Annotated in this window: 17 protein-coding genes; 6 read left to right on the plus strand and 11 right to left on the minus strand. The window is 35.9% G+C overall.

Annotated features, from left to right (window positions below; genetic code table 11):
* Positions 1-225 precede the first annotated feature (225 nt).
* From L2586_RS19770 to L2586_RS19790, 5 genes are all read left to right on the plus strand, one after another.
* A complete protein-coding gene (locus L2586_RS19770) occupies positions 226-2,631 on the plus strand; it encodes a TonB-dependent receptor (RefSeq protein ID WP_235294681.1) in 2,406 nt (801 codons plus the stop codon).
* Between the two features lie 53 nt (positions 2,632-2,684).
* The gene (locus L2586_RS19775; protein ID WP_235294682.1) at positions 2,685-3,995 is read left to right on the plus strand and encodes a hypothetical protein; all 1,311 of its coding nucleotides are present in this window, start codon (positions 2,685-2,687) and stop codon (positions 3,993-3,995) included.
* Positions 3,996-4,131: 136 nt separating this feature from the next.
* A complete protein-coding gene (locus tag L2586_RS19780; protein WP_235294683.1) occupies positions 4,132-5,631 on the plus strand; it encodes an ankyrin repeat domain-containing protein in 1,500 nt (499 codons plus the stop codon).
* A gap of 27 nt (positions 5,632-5,658) precedes the next feature.
* Positions 5,659-6,153 (plus strand): DUF2271 domain-containing protein, encoded by a 495-nt coding sequence (locus L2586_RS19785; RefSeq protein ID WP_235294684.1) that lies wholly within the window; start codon positions 5,659-5,661, stop codon positions 6,151-6,153.
* 26 nt (positions 6,154-6,179) lie between these two features.
* Positions 6,180-8,375, plus strand: coding sequence for a PepSY domain-containing protein (locus tag L2586_RS19790; protein ID WP_235294685.1), 2,196 nt, complete (start codon positions 6,180-6,182; stop codon positions 8,373-8,375).
* 96 nt (positions 8,376-8,471) lie between these two features.
* On the opposite strand, the gene L2586_RS19795 is transcribed toward L2586_RS19790, so the two are convergent.
* The 4 genes from L2586_RS19795 to L2586_RS19810 form a co-directional block, all read right to left on the minus strand.
* A complete protein-coding gene (locus tag L2586_RS19795) occupies positions 8,472-8,615 on the minus strand; it encodes a hypothetical protein (RefSeq protein ID WP_235294686.1) in 144 nt (47 codons plus the stop codon).
* 17 nt (positions 8,616-8,632) lie between these two features.
* Positions 8,633-10,090, minus strand: a complete 1,458-nt coding sequence (locus L2586_RS19800; RefSeq protein WP_235294687.1) for a Do family serine endopeptidase — start codon at positions 10,088-10,090, stop codon at positions 8,633-8,635.
* A gap of 57 nt (positions 10,091-10,147) precedes the next feature.
* Positions 10,148-10,594, minus strand: coding sequence for an Hsp20/alpha crystallin family protein (locus tag L2586_RS19805; protein WP_235294688.1), 447 nt, complete (start codon positions 10,592-10,594; stop codon positions 10,148-10,150).
* A 215-nt stretch (positions 10,595-10,809) separates the two neighbouring features.
* Positions 10,810-11,229: a DUF3010 family protein gene (locus L2586_RS19810; protein WP_235294689.1), complete on the minus strand. Its 420-nt coding sequence runs from the start codon at positions 11,227-11,229 to the stop codon at positions 10,810-10,812.
* 270 nt (positions 11,230-11,499) lie between these two features.
* Here L2586_RS19810 and L2586_RS19815 point away from each other — a divergent pair, with 270 nt between their 5' ends.
* The gene (locus L2586_RS19815) at positions 11,500-12,456 is read left to right on the plus strand and encodes an NAD(P)-dependent alcohol dehydrogenase (protein ID WP_235294690.1); all 957 of its coding nucleotides are present in this window, start codon (positions 11,500-11,502) and stop codon (positions 12,454-12,456) included.
* Between the two features lie 208 nt (positions 12,457-12,664).
* On the opposite strand, the gene L2586_RS19820 is transcribed toward L2586_RS19815, so the two are convergent.
* From L2586_RS19820 to L2586_RS19850, 7 genes are all read right to left on the minus strand, one after another.
* A complete protein-coding gene (locus L2586_RS19820; RefSeq protein WP_235294691.1) occupies positions 12,665-12,856 on the minus strand; it encodes a cold-shock protein in 192 nt (63 codons plus the stop codon).
* A gap of 151 nt (positions 12,857-13,007) precedes the next feature.
* Positions 13,008-13,472, minus strand: coding sequence for a MaoC family dehydratase (locus L2586_RS19825; protein ID WP_235294692.1), 465 nt, complete (start codon positions 13,470-13,472; stop codon positions 13,008-13,010).
* Positions 13,473-13,490: 18 nt separating this feature from the next.
* Complete coding sequence (fabG, locus tag L2586_RS19830; RefSeq protein ID WP_235294693.1) at positions 13,491-14,225, minus strand: 3-oxoacyl-ACP reductase FabG; 735 nt, start codon at positions 14,223-14,225, stop codon at positions 13,491-13,493.
* 130 nt (positions 14,226-14,355) lie between these two features.
* The gene (locus tag L2586_RS19835) at positions 14,356-14,583 is read right to left on the minus strand and encodes a VF530 family DNA-binding protein (RefSeq protein WP_235294694.1); all 228 of its coding nucleotides are present in this window, start codon (positions 14,581-14,583) and stop codon (positions 14,356-14,358) included.
* A gap of 300 nt (positions 14,584-14,883) precedes the next feature.
* The gene (locus L2586_RS19840; RefSeq protein ID WP_235294695.1) at positions 14,884-15,636 is read right to left on the minus strand and encodes a LytR/AlgR family response regulator transcription factor; all 753 of its coding nucleotides are present in this window, start codon (positions 15,634-15,636) and stop codon (positions 14,884-14,886) included.
* Positions 15,637-15,639: 3 nt separating this feature from the next.
* Positions 15,640-17,790, minus strand: coding sequence for a sensor histidine kinase (locus L2586_RS19845; RefSeq protein ID WP_235294696.1), 2,151 nt, complete (start codon positions 17,788-17,790; stop codon positions 15,640-15,642).
* A gap of 131 nt (positions 17,791-17,921) precedes the next feature.
* Positions 17,922-20,090: a tail fiber domain-containing protein gene (locus L2586_RS19850; RefSeq protein ID WP_235294697.1), complete on the minus strand. Its 2,169-nt coding sequence runs from the start codon at positions 20,088-20,090 to the stop codon at positions 17,922-17,924.
* Positions 20,091-20,301: the final 211 nt, after the last annotated feature.

Raw genomic sequence — 20,301 nt, forward strand, 5'->3', positions numbered from 1 at the left:
AAGAAGGATAAAACATTGACCTATAAAACAAATAATTCAAAAATTCACAACAAATATATTGTCATAAAAAAAAGACAAAAATTTATTTCCTCAACATTAATCAGAAGTCGATATCATTCTTATATTTGTTCTTAAATTAGATTTAGTCTAAATAAGCTTAGATAAGGAAATCTTAAAAAAACAAAACAATTACCACGTTTTATGCGCCACCGCAACATATACATCTTGGTTTTTACATTTAACCTACTTTATATTGGGTTAAACGCGCAGGCACCTAGTACGATCTCCGGGCATATTACTTCTTCTAACAAAGAAGAATTAGTGGGAGCAACCATCATTATCAATGCCTCATCTGATGGTACCTTTTCTGACATTAATGGAAAGTATGAATTCAGTAAGCTGAAAAACGGTACTTATACCTTAACGGCAACATATCTAGGTTTTCTATCTCAATCTAAGACCATAGAGATTAATAATGCTTCTCATGTTGAGTTAAACTTTAGTCTGCAAGAGAACTCTAAGGAGCTTGAAACGGTCTACATCACAGAAAAAACAGATAAAGCAAGAATCGAAACCAAGGGATTCGCAGTGAATGCTCTAGATTTCAGAGACTTAGAAGTACAATCTATTCAAGCAACAGAAGTATTAGATAGAACTGCTGGCGTCCGAATTAGACAAAGTGGAGGTATGGGTTCTCGTATTAACTATAATATAAATGGTCTTTCAGGTCATGCCGTTCGAATATTTATAGATGGCATTCCTGCTAGTAATTATGGCCCTTCATTCTCCCTAAGCAGCATTCCTGCTAGTATGATTAAACGAATAGAAGTATATAAAGGAGTTGTACCAGCTGATCTCGGAGATGATGCGCTCGGCGGAGCAATCAACATTATCTTGAACACAAATGCTAAAAATAGCCTTGCTGCTTCTTACTCTTTTGGATCATTTAATACGCACCAAGCAAGCATTAATGGTAGTTACCGTGATCCTTCGACAGGTATTACACTTACCGCTTCAGGATTTCTGAATTCCACCGACAATAGCTATAAAGTCTGGGGAGACCAAGTTTATATTACGGATATCAAGACTGGAAACATTGAATACATTAAGGCTAAGCGCTTCCATGACGACTATCTTTCACGAGGACTAAAAGCTGAAATCGGCATCACCAATAAGTCTTGGGCAGATCAATTTCATGTCGGCGTTATTGCATCAGATTTAGATCGCGCCATCCAACATGGTGCTACGATGGAATCCGTTTACGGTAGCAGAAGAGCCACTCAAAATACTGTTCAAGTCAATTCAACTTATAAAAAGAAAGGTTTCCTTGTGAAGAATCTGGACATCAATTTATATGGTTCATTTTCGAAGTTGGAAAGAAATATTATAGACACGATACCCTTAAAGTATAACTGGAAAGGGGAATTAACGCCAGACTATTGGGACTTGACAGATGGTGAATGGCTGGAGCACATTACGGGTGCTGAGGGCAACAGACCTTCTTTGTCATCTACGTATGAAAATGTGGTTTCTGCCAGAGGAAATTTAACGTATCGAATAAATCCTTACCATAGAATAGTAGGAAACTATACGTTGTCTGGCTTCAAGCGTAACACTCAGGATCCATTATTAGAAGAAAACCTCAGAAAATTAATGGACACTAGGTTTTTGACCAAGCAGATTTTCGGTGCTGCATACGAAATCACAGCTTTTGATAACAAGTTTCAATCTTCTCTTTTCCTTAAATATTTCAACCAAGACATCGAAATTGCTAAACCAGAATTAGTACAAGGAGAATTAGATCCGATCATTAATCGATTTGACAAATTAGTCAACGAAACGGGTTACGGAATTGCATTATCCTATCAGTTAACGCCCACTATTCAAATCATGGTTTCAGCAGAGAATGCATTGCGCCTTCCGGAAACACATGAGCTGTTTGGAAATGATATTGAAAATGTAGAAGAAAGTTATATTCTTAAGCCTGAGCGAAGCAAAAATCTAAATTTAGGTTTCAATTTTGGAACCTTTAACTTTAGTCAAAACACCTTAAAAGTTAATACCAATTTCTTTATCCGAGACACAAAAGACAAGATCAAACTTGATGTAACAACTGACCAGACTGCAGAAGTATCAAGCTATATCAATGATGACAGCTATTTCAGTTCTGGAGTAGATGTAGAAGTTAAATATACGCATCAAGAAAAATTATGCACCTCTCTAGGTACTTCTATATTCAATTCCAGATTTAATACAGAATTTGACGAGAATGGTGTTCCCTATCAATGGTATAAGAATAGAGAAAGAAATGCCCCTTTCTTCACAGCAAACTTAAATACAAGGTATTATTTTTCAAATTTCTTGCAGTCGGATTCGAAGACGACCATTAATTACAATATCGGATATGTCCACGCCTTTTACAGAGATTGGTCAAGTCTAGGAGGAGAGGGAAAAGACATCATTCCTTCCCAATTGGTTAATGATATCGGAATAAGTTACACTTTCCCAAAAGATAAAATAACAATGAGTTTTGATGTGAAAAATATTTTCAATGAACAAGTATTCGACAATTATGCGCTTCAGAGGCCTGGAAGAGCATTCTATGTGAAGATGTTTTATAAAATCATTTAATGCTCTAATTCAAATTTTAAAACAATTCAAACAACATAAAAATTTATTCAGAAATGAACCTATTAAATAATATTACCAAAATTTTAGCCGCCGTATTGTTGATTAGCATCACAACAATCTCGTGCGACAAAGTTGACCCAATCATAGATGAGACTGAAAATCCAGGCTCAGAAGATAGAAACTTAACCGTTGCTATTTCTGTTGGTTCTGGAAGTAATCCTGCAAAAGTTTATACCCAGACCTTCGATCAATTGAGTGATATCGATATTAATTTCAATGGCTTTGGATATGAAATTCCATCTACTAGAACAGCAAGAATTTTCACATCTGAGGATGGAAAATTCCTTTACAATCTAGACTATGGTGGAGGTAGAATTTACAAATTTTCAGTAGATGGTGGTCAAGATTTCACTCAACTAGCAGAAAAAAATGTAGAGTTTGCTATGGGAACTGCATTCCCTAGATGGACGAAAGCGAGTGAAAATTATGCGTCTATCCAATATGCTGACGGCGGAAATGCTGTCCGAGTATATGATTCTTTAGATAATTATATCAGAACAGATGTAACCTTAAGAATCATGTCTGTTAATTTAGAAAACCTTGAGATTGGAACAGTGGAGCAATTCACCATTCCAGTAAGTGGTGTGGATGAAGGAACATTTGATTATGTGTTCCGAGTAGATGCACCGATCATCGCAGGTGACAAAGCTTATTATGGTCTTGCGAAAAGAGGATACAATCCTTTAGATCCAACAGAAAGGATCAATGCTTCTTATAAAAATGTAGAAACAATCGTAGTAGACTACCCAGCATTGACAAATCCTAAGATTATCTCTACGAATGTAGGAGGTGCGAAAGGAGCTACAAATGGTTACAGAACTCCAGTTGCCCACCTAGATGAAGAAGGAGATATTTATCAAATTATCACTGTTCCTGATAACACTTATGATACACACATTTTAAAAATTAAAGATGGAGCTTACGATGAGAGCTTTGACTTCAACTTATCTGAATTGCTAGGAGAAAATACTATGGCAAATGGTTGGTTTTACGTTGGAGATGGAATCGGATATGTTCCATATGCAAGATCTGATGAAGGCGGATTAGGAGATAATGTATGGTCACTAGCGCGAATCGATCTCAGAAATAATACCGCAGTAAAGATAAACTTACCTGAAAATCTATGGCTACAACAATACCAAAATGGTGTCGTAGATGGCGATAAATTTTACATGGCAATCACTCCTCTAGGCGAAGAAGGCTATGTCTATATTTTTGATACAAAATCTACAAGCCCTGATGGATTCACAATTGGTAGCACCTTGCAGTCATTAGCAGATGCTACTTATATCGGAATATATTAATTAACGAAACAAATTTTCAAACACATAAATTGGAAGCTTACTGTTTAAGATCCTGACTATAACACACTTTTAAGCACCCTAATTAAGAGCAGGTCAAGGTCCAGGTGGGCTTCCATTTTTTCAGAAATTCAAAATAATGAAAAAAGTAATTTTTAATCTTTTCTGTATAGCATTATTTGCTTCTAACATAAGTGCGCAGGGCGAAAACGTCTTGCATGAAAGATCTTTCTGGAGCAATGCCCCTACGCTTGCGTCTGTTAAAGAAAAAATAGCTGCTGGAAATGATCCTGTTGCTTTGAATGATAATGCATTCGATGCAGTTACCAACGCGATTAACACTGGCGCTTCTATGGATATCATTCAGTTTTTATTGGACATTCCTGGTAATGACATCAACAAGAAAACTCATGATAGCAGGAACTACTTGATCTGGGCAGCTAGAACAGGAAACAAAGAACTGGTTAAATATTTACTTGAAAAAGGTGGAGATCCGAAAGTGGTTGATTCACATGGATACAATGCATTAACATTTGCCGCTGCGGCAGGTCAGACAGATACAGGACTATATGACATGCTCATCAGTAAAGGTATATCTGCGAAATCAACGAATCGGTCTGGAGCGAACGTTCTGCATATATTAGCAGGTTCAGTTAAAGACAAGTCTTTAATCAAATACTTCCAAAATAAAGGGGTAGATATTCACTCTAAGGATTCCTTCGGAAATGGGATTTTTAATTATGCTGCTAAGAAGGGAAACTCGGAGTTAATGAAAATCCTAATTGACGATAAATTAGAATATCTTTCTTTAAATGACAAGGGTGAAAATGCACTGATGTTTGCAACGGAAGGAGGAAGAGGCTTTAGCAATACTGTTGAAACGTACAAATATTTGGCATCACTAGGAATGGAGGTTGATATCGTGAACTGGGAAGGAAAAACTCCACTTCATAATGTTGCCAAAACTGCTAAAGATGAAGCCGTATTAGATTACTTCATTACTAATGGTGTGAACGTAAATCAAATAGATCAATCTGGAAACACTGCCTTTCTTAATGCTGCAGAAGCAGGTAACTTAGTTGCAGTGAATAAGTTTATGCCTTTCGTGAAAAATGTCAACCAGGTAAATAAGGAAGGAAATTCAGCTTTAGTATATGCTGTGATTCGTGGGTCAAAAGAAATGTATGATCTGCTTGTTAAAAATGGTGCTGATCTTAAGGTGATGGATAATAAAAGTAACAATTTAGTCTATCATTTATTTCAATCTTATAATCCTAGAAACCAAGATGATTTTGAGGGATTCTATCAAACTTTTAAATCAAATGGACTTTCCTTCTCTGATCAGTTCGAAGGTGGAAATACTTTGATTCATATAGCAGTGGACAAGGGTAGCAAATTTTTATTAGAGAAAGCACTGATAAGTGGAGCTGATATCAATGCACAGAATGATAACGGACTGACAGCATTGCACCTTGCAGCCATGAAAGCTCATGATCAAGCACTACTAAATCTACTTTTAGATAAAGGTGCAGATAAAAACATTCTCACTGAATTCGAAGAAAGTGCCTATGACTTAGCAAATGAAAATGAAGCGCTTTCTAAAAATGGAATGGACTTAAACTTCCTGAAATCAAAATAATTAGATAACTGAATATCAAATATTAACATGTTAAAGAAATATATAATACCTATACTAAGCATCTTGATTTTTTCTTCATTTGTGATGATCAATCCAGCAGGTGATAGTCAAAAATACAAGTGTATGATCCAGTTAACCAATTATACTGGTGAAGGCGCATATATAGTGGTTTCTGTATTAGACAAAGATAAAAACTACCTTAAAACATTACATGTCCTCGGTGACGATAAGGAGTGGTATCCAGACATTCCAGCATGGTGGCAATTCCATAGTTCTGACCGTCAGACACCGATAGATGGCATCACTGGTGCAACAATAGCAGGAGGAGAAAGATCTATTTTCCCACTAGAAATCGATAATTCGTTAGTTGATTCAGGAAATTTCTTAAGATTTGAAACCTCTGTAGAGCATCAAGATTACCATGAAGAAGACCTGCAATTACCATTGACCACCGAAACCTTAAGTGGGAAATTCGAAGGGAAGGGCTACATTCGATATGTAAGGTTGATAGCTAATAAATAATTGCAGTCTAAAGAAAATCAAATAGAATGCTAAAAAATATCTGGAGATATAGCCACTTTGGGTTGGCTATATCTTCTTCTCTTTTTATCATTATCGCATCTATCACTGGAGTAATTCTGGCATTCGAACCAATAAGTACTGAGCTGCAGCCATTCAAGGTAGCTGGTATGGAAGACCTTCCACTATCTCAATTAATCGATAGCCTTAAGAATAATTATGAAGAGGTCATCGACATTGAAATCAATAAAAACCATTTTGTAAAAGCTTCCGTTTTCAGCATGGAAGATGAGCTCAGTGGAGAATTCTATATAAACCCTTTCAATGGTGATAAGATAGGTGATATTCCAAAGAAGAAGCCGCTATTCGAGTGGACGACCAACTTTCACAGATCCTTATTTCTAAAGACACCTGGTCGAATTTTCATCGGCATCGCTTCCTTCTTCTTATTTCTGATTTCCATTACAGGAACAATCCTCTTGATCAAAAGACAAAAGGGCTTCAAAAAGTTGTTTGCTAAAATTGTTAAAGATGATTTCTACCAATATTATCATGTAATTTTTGGAAGACTTTCCTTAATTCCGATCATCATTATTAGCTTGACTGGAGTTTATCTCTCATTATATCGCTTCGAACTTATTCCTGAAAAAACATTAGAATCTAGGATTTTCGAAAGCACCCAAGAAATAGATCTAGAAAATACCAAAATCGATCTTTTTAACCAGCTGACTTTACAAGAAATAAGTAAACTAGAATTCCCATTTTCTTCAGATGAAGAGGATTACTACATCCTTGACCTACACTCGAAATCGGTAAAAGTACATCAGTATTCTGGGGCAATCATTGAGGAAATCGAATATCCATTTTCAGAAACTTTACAGAAACTAAGTTTCAATTTGCACACTGGAAATGGAAGTATTTTGTGGTCAATAATTCTCGGAATTGCATCGTTAAACATTCTTTTCTTTTTATACTCTGGAGCTGTCATTAGCTTTAAACGACTACGAACATCTATCAAAAATAAATACTCTCCAGAAGAAGCTTCAGTCATTATCTTAATTGGTTCAGAAAATGGAGGAACGAAAAGAAAAGGAATACTCCTTCAGCAAGCACTTTTAAAGCTAAAAAAGAAAGTATACTTAGACGAGTTAAATAATTATCGGGAATATCGAAGCATGAAGAGCCTGATTATCTTAACGTCTACTTATGGAGAAGGAGATCCTCCTTCGAATGCTGACCGATTTCTGGAATTACTGAAAGAAATAAATCATTCACAACATATTGATTATTCCATCGTAGGATTTGGTTCTCATGCATATGACAACTTCTGCCAATTTGCAAAAGACATCGATAAAGCTTTAACTAAGTATCAAAATTACAGCCCTACCCTTCCGATCTCCTTCATTCACAATCAGGACTATGCTGAGTTTAATATCTGGGCAACAAACTGGGCAAAAACTAAAGACCTAAACCTACAACTCCCCGAATCCCTCGGTGGTAAAAAAGAAAAACTAAGCCCATTTAAGATCCTAGAAAAGAATAGCGTCCAAGATGAATATAATGACACATTCACCTTACACGTAGAAGCTAAATTCAACAACTTCCAATCAGGTGATTTACTTGGATTGCAACCTTCGCAAGATTCAGCTATTCGTTGGTACTCCATTGCAAAAACAGCTCCCCGCAAAATATTGTTGAGTATCAAAAGGCACGAATTAGGGCTGTGCTCTAATTATCTAAATGACTTAAGCATCGGTGAACAATTCGAAGGTTTCATCAAGAAAAATAAAGACTTTCACTTCCCAAGCACAGCATCTGAGGTCATTCTGCTTTCTAATGGTACGGGCATCGCACCTTTCATCGGAATGCTCCAACACAATACAAAGAAAGTGAAGACCACCTTATTTTGGGGAGGCCGAACGGAAGATTCATTTAGCATATACCAAGCTTGGGTACAAGATGCGATGGATACTGATAAGCTATCTAGATTCGAATTAGCATATTCAAGAGAAAATGGTGAGCTTAAATATGTACAAGATTTGATCAAGCCAGAACTTGAATATCTTGTTGAAACCTTGAACAACGGTGGTGTCATCATGATATGCGGTGCGATTAATATGCAAAATGATGTTCTTAAACTGATAGCTGATGCATGTAAAAATGCTAACAAGCATAATATTGAATACTATCAAGCTAATCATCAGATTCTTACAGACTGCTATTAGCAACCTCATCCACCATTATACAACAAGCAATAAAATGATAGCATAAAAAAGGCCTGCAAAACTTGCAGACCTCTAGTAAAACAAATCAAAAATCACTTAATTTTCGAAAAAAGTCTTGTAGAAATTCTGTCCTACTTCTACCGGTACTTCCAAAAATGGAAACTTCATTAAATACTTTCCGTCCCTCTCTTCTACCTCCTCTATTTCCATTCCGTCAGGATAATTTCTAATATTTTCCATAATCTTCGTTATTATTTTTACAATCCAAAAGCATAAAAATATTCTCCAGGAATATCTTTGTAAATCCCAGAAAGCATGACTCCTCCCTTCTTAGATTCAAATATCTTAATCAGTTCTTTCTTAGATTTAATTTTCTTGCCATCGACTTCTTGGATGATGAAACCATCTCTCATTTGTGTTTCTCTACCAATCTTCCCTGGATAGATTTTTTCAACTTTAATCCCCTCATCTACTTCTTTAAGATCAATTCCTAATACCTTCAGCACTTCAACATTTTCCTTCGAAACGATCTCTGTTCCACCTTTGCTATCTCTTAATAAAACATCAAACTCTTTCTCACTTCCTTTTCTATTCACGGTCACTCTTACTTTTTCACCAGGGCGATGTCTTGCAATCATGCCTTGAAGTTCTGGAGATGAATTGATTTCAGTATTATCTACTTTAACAATGACGTCTCCTGGTTTCAATCCAGCTTCTTCTGCGGCACTATTCTCCATGAGCGTATCGATGTAGACACCTTTAAGCAAGTCGATTTGCTTTTCTTTGGCCAAATTTCCATCCAGATCCCTAATCATTACACCTAGAACGCCTCGCTGCACCGCACCATACCTCATTAAATCTTCCATCACTTTTATTACAATATTAGCCGGAACTGCGAATCCATAACCACTGTATGAACCTGTCGGACTCGCTATCGCTGTATTAATACCGACTAAGCCGCCATCCAGATTGACCAGTGCGCCACCACTATTTCCAGGATTAATAGCTGCATCTGTCTGAATGAAATCTTCAACCGCATATTTCTCCTTTAGAATATTAATATTTCTACCTTTTGCACTCACGATACCAGCCGTAATCGTAGAATTAAGGCTATATGGATTTCCTACTGCCATGACCCATTCACCGATCTTTATTTCATCAGAATTAATAAATGGAATAGTTGGCAAATTTTCTTCTTTGATTCTTAAAAGTGCCAAGTCCGTCGTCGGATCAGTGCCGATTAGGACTGCCTTATAAGTTCTATTATCATGGAGTGCAACTTCTATATCTTGCGCATTATCAATAACGTGATTGTTCGTCATAATATATCCATCCGACCCAACGATCACACCAGAACCAGTTCCCACACGTGCTTGTGGCTGAAGCGGAGTCCCATTCTGTGGCATTCTAAAAAAATGCCTGAAAGGCTCTGGAATTTGTTGCTCTTGGAAGCCATATTGCTGAGAAGCGCTACTCAACTGGGTTGACTTAATATGAACCACTGCATCAATGACCTTTTCAGCAGTCTTTGTAAAATCCAAAGGGACGATTTTATCATTTTCATCAAGCGTATATACAGCACTTGATGAAGGTGTTTTGTTAACGTGTTCAATGGTGATACCATTCTCACTTTTATCCAAGACCTTAAATGTTCCAATCGTCATTATACTAACGAGCATGGCAATAAGGCCTGAATACAGAATATTTTTACTCATTTCTTATTAATTTATATGTTTTGAAAAAGGGCAGCATTTCACTGCCCAGATAATTTCTTAAGAAATCTCTATCGTTTTTGGAGGATGGGACTTAGCTTCTTCCCTTTTTGGAATGGATATTTTTAGAATTCCATTTTCATATTTTGCATCGATATTGTTATCATCCACAACATCCTTGTTCAAGTGAAATGAACGACTAAATGATGCATAATTGTATTCCTTTTTCAGGTATTGACCATTTTCATTTCCTTCCTCGGAATCGGACTCTTCCTGATAACTGATGGTTAAATAATTCTTATCTAAAGAGACCTTAAAGTTCTCTTTTAATAATCCAGGAGCTGCCATTTCTACGCAAAATTCATCTTCTCTTTCATGAATATTGACTGCTGGCATACTAAGATTTCTAGATGCAAGGTCGCTATTAGACCATTCAAATAAGTTTTTCCAATCATCGTCAAAAAATCTTGAGACGGTCGGAAATAAATTCCTTTTTACTGGTAACATAACTCAAAATTTATTGGTTAAATAAATAATAATATCACTTATAAAAACGCAATTTCTGTTCCACTTGTTTAAACCTGACAGTATTAAATATTTGTTAATAAAATATATGTCAATTTTACTTTTAAGCTGTCAAAATTTCAGTTGACACATAAAATTGTGGACATAAAACTTTAGATGAAGTCCTCTAAACACAAGAATTTAAATTAACCAGGAATTTACTTCTTAGGCTTAAGCAAATATGCTGCAGCTAAATAAGCATCACTTTGGTAGGCTTTGATTTGACTAGAGATTGCTGATGTGTCTAATGATTTTAGAGCAGCCTTAATGGTTGCTGCATGAATCACTTCCACCGCCGCAGAAGATGTCTGAATAATGCCTTCCATTTTAAATGAAACAGATCCACCTGCAAATCTTCCTTTGGTAGCACGAGCTTTTATTCCTACTGCATCAAATTCATTTTCTTCCAGAAAGGATTTTATATTCTCGGAAAATTCAATGACAGATTTTTGGTCTAGAGCATCGCCAAGTTTGATTTTCCTGACTTCTTCTATAATCAAATGATGGTCATCAATGTTACCTTCTAAGCAAACTAGAACTGCATCATTGCCTTTTAAATCTATACCGCAAACTTTCATATTAATAGAATTGAGAACACAAGATGCAAAAAAATAGAATATGAGTTTTTACGAAGCCTCTAGATCAGTCATTTTTAGTCTAACTATGTGAGAAGGCTAAAAGCAAAAGAACTTGCATAGCGATCTAGGTTGATTATAAAAACTTCACGACTCATACACACGATAAGCCACCCTAGAAGACCTAATTCGTTAATATATAAATTCGAATCATTCGTATAAATCACTCTACAAATACCATAAACTAGTTTATCTTTTACTTAAATTAAAACTATGAAGGCTACCTACCATTCTAAATACGGAAGTTCAGAAATTATTTCTGTAGTAGAGCTTCCAAAACCAAAGCCCAGTAAGAAAAAAATCCTCATCAAAGTCATCTGTACAACGGTGAATCGGACAGATGTTGCCATGACTACTGGAAAGCCCTACATTAATAGAATGGTTGCTGGATTTCCAAATCCAAAGAAAAAGACTCCTGGAACTGACTTCTCAGGAATCGTAGTAGAAATAGGACCAGAAGTTTCCAGATTTAAAATTGGTGATCACGTTTTTGGATTCGATGACTCGATCATAAGCTCCCAAGCTGAATATTTACTATTAAAAGAAGATGGGAAAATTACTTTCAAACCAGAAAATGTAAGTTTCGAAACTGCCGCGGCAAGTTGCGAAGGTCCACATTATGCCATTAATATGCTTTCTTATATCGATGTAAAGCCCGGCGATAAAGTCCTAGTGAATGGCGCAACTGGAGGAATAGGTTCTGCATTAATACAACTTCTAAAAAATAAAGGAGCCCATGTCACTGCCGTCATCAATACGAAAAACATTCCTTTGATCAATTCTTACGGTGTAGATGAAATCATAGATTACTTAAAAGAAGATTTCACTCAGCAGCAAATCGAATACAAATATATTCTCGATGCAGTAGGCAAAAGTTCGTTTAAAAGTTGCAAATCAATTCTTGCTTCGGATGGACGCTACATTTCCAGTGAACTAGGGAATAACAGTATCAACTTATGGCTAGCATTGACAAATAAACGTGTTTCTTTTCCTATTCCAAAAAACAAGCTTAAAACTCTAGAAATTATGAAGAACTTACTATCTGAAGGGAAATATAAACCTATCATTGACAGAAGGTATCCATTAGAAAATATAATGGATGCTTATCAATATGTTGCTTCAGGTCAAAAAACGGGAAACGTAGTTATTAATATTGGTGAAGTAAACTAATGATTTTTCGATTGAAAGTAGGCCGCTTTAAGAAATACAAGGCTTGCTCCAATGGAAAAGAATTATTTTCTAGGTAAATGTTAGATCAATCTGCAAAGTGCTTGCTTGTTTCCAGCGAGATCACATTGACCTAAAAAAAGGAAAGGGCAAAAAAAAGCCCGTCAACTAAGTTGACAGGCCTATATGTCTTAAAAGACAGAATGCAAAATTACACTACTGTAACATTAACTGCATTAGGTCCTTTTCTTCCTTCTTCTACATCATAGCTGACTTTGTCACCTTCGTTAATAGAATCTGTAAGTCCATTAACATGAACAAAAACATCTTTACCTCCACCATCTGGAGTAATAAAACCGAATCCTTTTGATTCGTTGAAAAATTTAACTGTACCGTTACTCATTTGTATATATATTATAAATTATTATTGTAGTCTACCGATGTTCAAACGTAGATCACCGTCCACTACACTTACTAAGACAAATATAATGATATTCTAGTTCCCATTATTGCTTTTTATTTTAAATTAATTTTATTTCTTTCTATTATTGTCTTTATTCAACAAGCATAATGGCTATCATTTCGGCATAACACGCTGGTTTTTCTACATTTTCCAACTCTAATACGACCTCTGTTTTATACTTAACCCCTCCACTAATTTCGGACACTTCAGCTAATGTAATTCTTGCTCTTATTCTAGCATTGACAGGAGTTGCATTCATAAATCGCACCTTATCCATACCGTAATTAATACCCATTTTTACATTTGCAAAAGATATCGTTTCTGTCAAAAACTTAGGGATCAAACTTAAAATTAGAAAGCCATGAGCGATCGGTTCACCATAGGGAGAATTTTTTTTCGCTTTTTCTGGATTTGTATGAATCCATTGCTCGTCAAATGTCACTTTTCCGAAAGCATTGATCTGTTTTTGGGTAATTTGAAACCAATCTGAGACCCCAATTTCCTTTCCTAGGAAGTTTTTCATCTCTGATAAGCTTTCGAATTTTGTCGTAATCATCTTTTAATTCTTGATTTATTAAATGGCATAGGAGCCACCATTAGCATGTAAAGTAATCCCATTAATAAAGCTTGCCTCTTTAGATGCAAGAAACAAATAAGCGTAACCCATATCTTCCGGCGTACCAATTCTACCCACAGGAATTTGCTTAATGCCCTGGTCGATCACATCTTGTGGCATGCTTGCTGTCATATCAGAGGCTATAAACCCAGGTGCTACGCAATTAGCCGTTATTCCATATTTTCCAACTTCCTTGCACAGTGAACGCGTAAAACCTTGAACTCCAGCTTTAGTTGCTGCATAATTCGTCTGTCCGAAAGCTCCAGCACTTCCATTTACGGATGAAGCGCTGATAATCCGACCATACTTTGCAGCTTTCATATGTGGTAAGACCAGTTTTGTGACGATAAAAAGGCTGTTTAAATTAACATTAATCACTGCATTCCATTCCTCGAAAGTCATTTTCGAAAAACTTTTATCTCTTATAATTCCTGCATTATTAATAAGGATGTCAATTTTTCCATGGTCTTCGATGGCTTCATTAACGGCTTCTTCTACTGAGTCGGAATTCGTCACATCCACTTTTCTGAAGGTCGCTTTGTCTCCCAGATCGTCTGCTGTTTGTTGGCCAGAATCCAAAACATCCCAAAGGATAACATTGGCACCTGCATCAATAAACACTTTCGCAATTCCTGCACCTATTCCACGTGCTCCACCAGTTACGATGGCAACTTGATTTTTTAAATTAAACATGTATTAAGTATTTCTAGAAAGGTAAGGATTTACTTTTGCTTTCACAGCAGCGGCTGGTGTTTGCAATCAGTTTTAAATGAAATGAAGATTGGAGTTTAGTGTCTTTAGCAGGTCAATGCTAGATATTTAATCACTTCTTCCGAAACGATTCTGCATACAACTCTTCTATCTTCTCTCTAGCCCAAGTATTTTTACGAAGCATTTTTAGCCCTGACTTAATCGTGGGGCGTGAACCAAAAACGTTAATGGATGTCATCTTATGCAACTTCTCCCAACCATGTTCTGCGACAAGATATTCTAGCATATCGAGCAATTTCACGCCGTGAAGTGGATTGTTTGGTTGTTCTACTGGTTCCATTTTTGTCTAAATGATGAATTCATAAAAGTATGATATAATTTGAAATTGAGGGAATTTCCGGGGTTAAAGTCCGAGAGCCATTGTTAACAACATTGTCAAGTTGCCCATTGTAATTACTATTTCTAAAGGACCTCGTGCTTCAGCGCGAGACTTCCTGATGTTTTTATTGGAAATTCTCTTGATCTTCGATCTCGTTCTTTCCTTCTCGGATTAAAATCCGAGCTCCTTTTAATACTCCTTATATCATTTCTATTTGGAACTATGAATGTCAATGGACCTCGTGCTTCAGCGCGAGACTTCCTACCGTAATCCAGATTTAAGCAATGCCTCAAATGCTGACTTCTTACCTTGTGACACCCCAATTTTATCCCCATTTTTCATCACAATATATCCTCCTTGATTCTTTTCATACTTCTTTATAAAATTCAAATTGACTAAATGAGACTGGTGACAACGAAAAAAACCATGCCCTTGTAAAAGCTCTTGAACATGTTTCAATGGTTTCGAAATAATAATTTTCGATTCTCCATCAAGAAATATAGTCGCATAATTACTATTAGCCTCACACCTAACAATCTCAGAAATTTCTGCAAATACATATCCTGTCTGCGTCGGCAAAGTGATTTTAGTAAAAATCGTATTAGGAGCATTGATTTTGCTGTGTATCTCAGAAAGCATTCGTTTCTCCCACACTCTTTTCTGATGGGCAACTCTATCTACTGCAGAGCTCAACTCATCCTTATCTATAGGCTTAAGCAAATAATCTACCGCATAATATCGAAATGCTTTTAATGCATAATGATCATAAGCTGTTGTAAATATGATCTGAAAATCTATCGATTCTAATCTGTCTAATAATTGAAAGGCATTAAGGCCCGGCATTTCTATATCTAAGAAAACAATATCTACATCAAATGCTGGTAATTTCACCAAAGCAATTTCAGGATCATTGTACATGGCTAAAATGTGAACAGTATCAGATAGTCTATTCAATTCATACTGTAGCACTTCCGTACAATTTAATTCATCATCTATAATTATCGCATTTAACATAAGTTAGTTTATTTCAGGAAGAAAAACAGTGACCCTTGTTCCCATCGGTTGATCTTGTGAATCCACCAAATCTTCTATTTCAGCAGTAGCTTTTATATGGTACAACGCATTAATACTATGAATTCGGTCTTCCGTTATTTTCATCCCTAGGGATTCCCGAGTACTTCCCTTGTGCTTTCTAGCGTCTATCGCGGATTTCCTCCCTACCCCATTATCTGTAATGATACATTTTACATGTTGATCAAGTGCGAGGAAATCGATTTGCAGATTGCATTTCCCCTTTTTATTCAATAACCCGTGCCATATCGCATTCTCGATGTATGGCTGCAGTAACATCGGCGCTACTTTAAAATTACTAAGATCGATTTCTGGGTCAATGTTAAATTCATAATCAAATTGGAAATTAAACCGCATTTGTTCCATCTCTACATACAACTTCAATGTTTCTATCTCTTGCTCCAAACTCAAAATATCCTTCCTCGAATTCTCCAATATTTTCCTCATCAATAAAGAGAATCTGGTAATATAATCAGCAGCCTCATCAGGTCCTTTATTCACTACATAATTCTTAATTGAATTTAGAGAATTAAATAAAAAGTGTGGATTCATTTGCGAGCGTAGAGCATTCAACTGCAAGCCTAATAATTGGTTTTCAAAATCTTCCTTATCCTTCTTACGCTTCCTAATTTGCCAGTAAAAACAAAAGCCTATGATCCCTAAACCAGCAAGACCCAAAGTTCGAAAAAACCATGACTCATAAAAATAAGGTGCGATCCGGAAGGTGAGGATCCTCGATTCGATTGCCATATCAGCGGAAATTGCTTTTGCAAAAACCTCGTACTGACCTGCAGTGAGTTGGTCAAGTGCTACCTTTCGACTTTCATCTAACTTAACCCACTTTTCTTTGTTATTCAAAGCGTAATAATACTGAAAGGAATCAGCCGGATTAGGGTAATTTAGATTTACCAGAAAATCAAGTGCTCTTTCATAATTTTTTAAATTTTCATCGAAAGTTTGTTGGTGCACTCCATTCACCGCTAAATGCTTACTTTCTAATTTCAACGCTCGATTGCTTGGAACCAATGGCATCTTGCTTTTCATCAGTTTTTTAGTCCCATTAATGCTGATCAAGTAACCGTTAGCATCAAGACCCGACTTGCTATAGTGATTTTCTTGTAAATCCGAATCGAAACGAGTCTCTAAAATGCCCAGTTCACTTTGTTCATTCTCAATAATCTCCGGCGGGTAATTTAAGTAGATAATTAAGGCGTATTCATTATTTATGGCTAACACATTTCGAATATACCTTTCATTCCCAGGTAGTATATTCCTCCATGTTTTATCAACTTTATTAAAAGAATAAACTTCCTTATGTAAAGAATGCAGCAGTACTTCATTCCCTAACATTTGCATCGAATATCCTCTTTCTGAATTATTAAAAAACCTACTATCATATGGGCCCTCTATTTGCTCCGCTTTTCGCTCTTTCTTATGATATTTAAACAACCCACTCCTTGTCAACAACCACAAAATATCCTGATCTACATTATCAGGCTCTATACGAAAGACGTGGGTCGAATATGCTCTATTGTCTCTAAAACTCTCCATCAGCAAACTATCCACGACTTCTACTTCGTCCAGCAATTTATCGTAAACCAATACTCCTTTCTTAGTTGCTATCAATAGATTTTCTGCGTCTAAATCTGCAATATCGAAGAATGCAACGTCATATATATCTGACCGAGAACTCGAATATTTATTCAATTTTGAAACAAATATATTTTTCTGAGGATCATACACTTGAACGCCATAAGATGCTGCAATCCACAAAGTGCTATCCGGTGATACATGTGTATTAAAAACCCGATTATTAACCAATGAGTGAGGATCATTGGGATCATTCACATATAGATTAAATTGATAACCATCAAATTTGAAAAGGCCGCGTAGGGAAGAAAACCAAAGATTTCCATCGACATCATTATCAACAGCGGTTACATACTGAAAAACCGGTGCATTTTCAGTTGGAAACCATTCCATATCTAATTTTTCAGGAATTTGGGAGAAGCCAATATTAAGAATGAAAGATAGAAGTAAAATGGAAAGGGTGTTTCTCCAACTACAATCTAATTTAAATATGTATTTTGATGTCAATTTTAAATCTCTTTATAACTTTAAAAAGCTGAGGCAAAAACACTTAAATAGCTAACTATTTGAAGTGATTTCAACGACTACTTTGATAAAAAGATATAAGATATATCTGACATATCTAAGCAAATTTGATTTTACTCCAAATTTCTTTTAATATCGGCTATCTCCGCTTTTAATTCCTGGAGCAATTGCTCCTGATGCTTCAATTGGTTTTCTTGGTTTATTATCTTTTGGTTTAATGCTTTTATTGATTCTACATAGAGGTGATCATAAGTGCCATAGGCCGTCTGCAGATAGCCTTCGCTGTCCTCCGAAACATTTTCCGGCCATACTTGCTGAAGGTCTTGAGCAATAAATCCATATTGTTTTCCTTTGGGTCGGTCTTGATCCGATCTGGTGTCATTCCACTCATAAGTCACACCTTTCATTAATAGCAATTGCTGTAACATGGATTGACTTTCTAAATAATGTATGTTTTTCTTAAGTCTCGCATCTGAGTTCGCAAGCCAGTCGCCAGCAGAACTTTTAGAAGCATTACCATGTACTTCAAGCCTGTTGGTACTTGGTGTTCTGCCGATGCCAAAATTCCCACCACCTTGCACCGTGACAATATGATGGGCTACATTCATATTCATAAGAAGGTTGGCTTCTGCAACATCAATTTCATTTCCATCAAACAACATGGTTTGATTCGAGCTTTTAATTTGGAAACCACCAGTTACACCATCGCTATCATTGACATTTAGTTCTACGACATTACTATCAAAATCTCCATAGATTAAGGGTGTAGCAGTATCTGAATTATCAATAATTAGTTTATTTGAACCTTGTTCATTTTTTCCAGCTTCAAAACCTATTAAGATATTCCTAGAGCCTTTAGTATTGAATCCTGACCCATATCCTATAAAAACATTATCGCTTCCACCATTATTATCACGTCCTGAATTTCCTCCTATGAATACATTAGTGGAGCCGTGATTTTCCATTCCAGATCTGTAACCTAAATTTGTATTTGTAGAGCCAATTAAATTATCTCTTCCAGATTCATAACCAATGTTTACATTTTTATCTCCATCAGTATTAAATCTTCCAGAATAAGCTCCTACATTAGTATTTAGACCTATTCCTGAATTTTGGACACCAGCATTGTATCCTACATTTACATTCGAATGTCCAGTTTCATTAAATTCTCCTGCAAAAGCTCCAATATTTGTGTTTCTATTTCCAAATTGATTTTTATTAGAGGCATGAAGTCCTAGAGCAGTATTGTATATGCCTTCCTCATTTTTCTCACCAGCAAGGGACCCAACCATGGTATTTCCGAAACCACTTGCTGAATTTTTACCCGCATTTGCACCTATATATGTGTTGTTGTAACTTGTGTTTTGATATCCTGCCGAGTCTCCTAACATCACATTGTTATATCCCGTCAGGTTGCTATAACCTGCACTCGTACCAATGCTTATATTTTTTTTCCCAGTTGTATTTCTATTTCCAGAATCAGTGCCAATAAAAACATTTCCAGAAGTAGCATTACTGAAACCAGCCCTGGATCCTAGAAATACATTATTATCGCCATTTACATTGTTAATTCCTGTTTGATTTCCTAAAAATGTATTGTACAGACCAGATCTATTTTTAATCCCTGATGATCTTCCAATAAATGTATTGTAGTTTCCTTCATTAACATGTCCAGCAGAATCCCCTACCATGACATTATTATAATTTGTCCATCCTGAAACTCCTGCAAAATTACCAATTATCACATTTCGGCTTCCACTTGAGTTTCGGGATGCAACTTTAGATCCTATATACACATTCGAAATACCAAAATTAATACCTGAACCAGCACTTTTACCAATTAATATATTTTCATTATTCCCTTCCCACTCCAACGACAAAAAATTTGAAACATTCTTTCGAATATTTATATTTTTATTACTTAGTCTAAACTTGATTACATCTGTATCTGCTCCACTGCTATCTACTGAAATTGCGGTATCGAAATCATCATCAACTAAGTGATCTTCATAAACTGGATTCACTTCTTTCCATCCAATAAAACTCCTCTTATACCAAAATGATAAAGTAGTAGTGTTATATATTAACAATCCATCTGCTGGGAATTCAATTTCATCCATTTCTGCTGTAGTCATGGTGGGAATTAAAATCCCTTTGTTTTCAGAACTTATATGAAGTGCTGCTGACTCATCTGGGTTAACAATTCCGATTCCTACACTTTGAGCTCCTAATTTAAAAATGGAAAAAAGTAAAATGACGCCTAAAAATATATTCCTGCACATCCTTATTATTTTGCGCAAATGTAATCGTCATTTGATTCAAATGATATAGCCAGTGAGTATTCAATGCCCTATAGAAGATAATTCATTGCTTTGAATGATTTTCCTATCAAAAACGCTCTCTAAAAACATAACATATTTCACCATTTAGATGAATACACTCCTTAGAACTAAGAAAGTGACAAGCAAAACTTATCAACCTATTTAAGTTGAA

Origin of the sequence: Portibacter lacus (assembly GCF_021533215.1) — a bacterium.
In the GTDB taxonomy this organism is placed as follows: domain Bacteria; phylum Bacteroidota; class Bacteroidia; order Chitinophagales; family Saprospiraceae; genus Portibacter; species Portibacter lacus.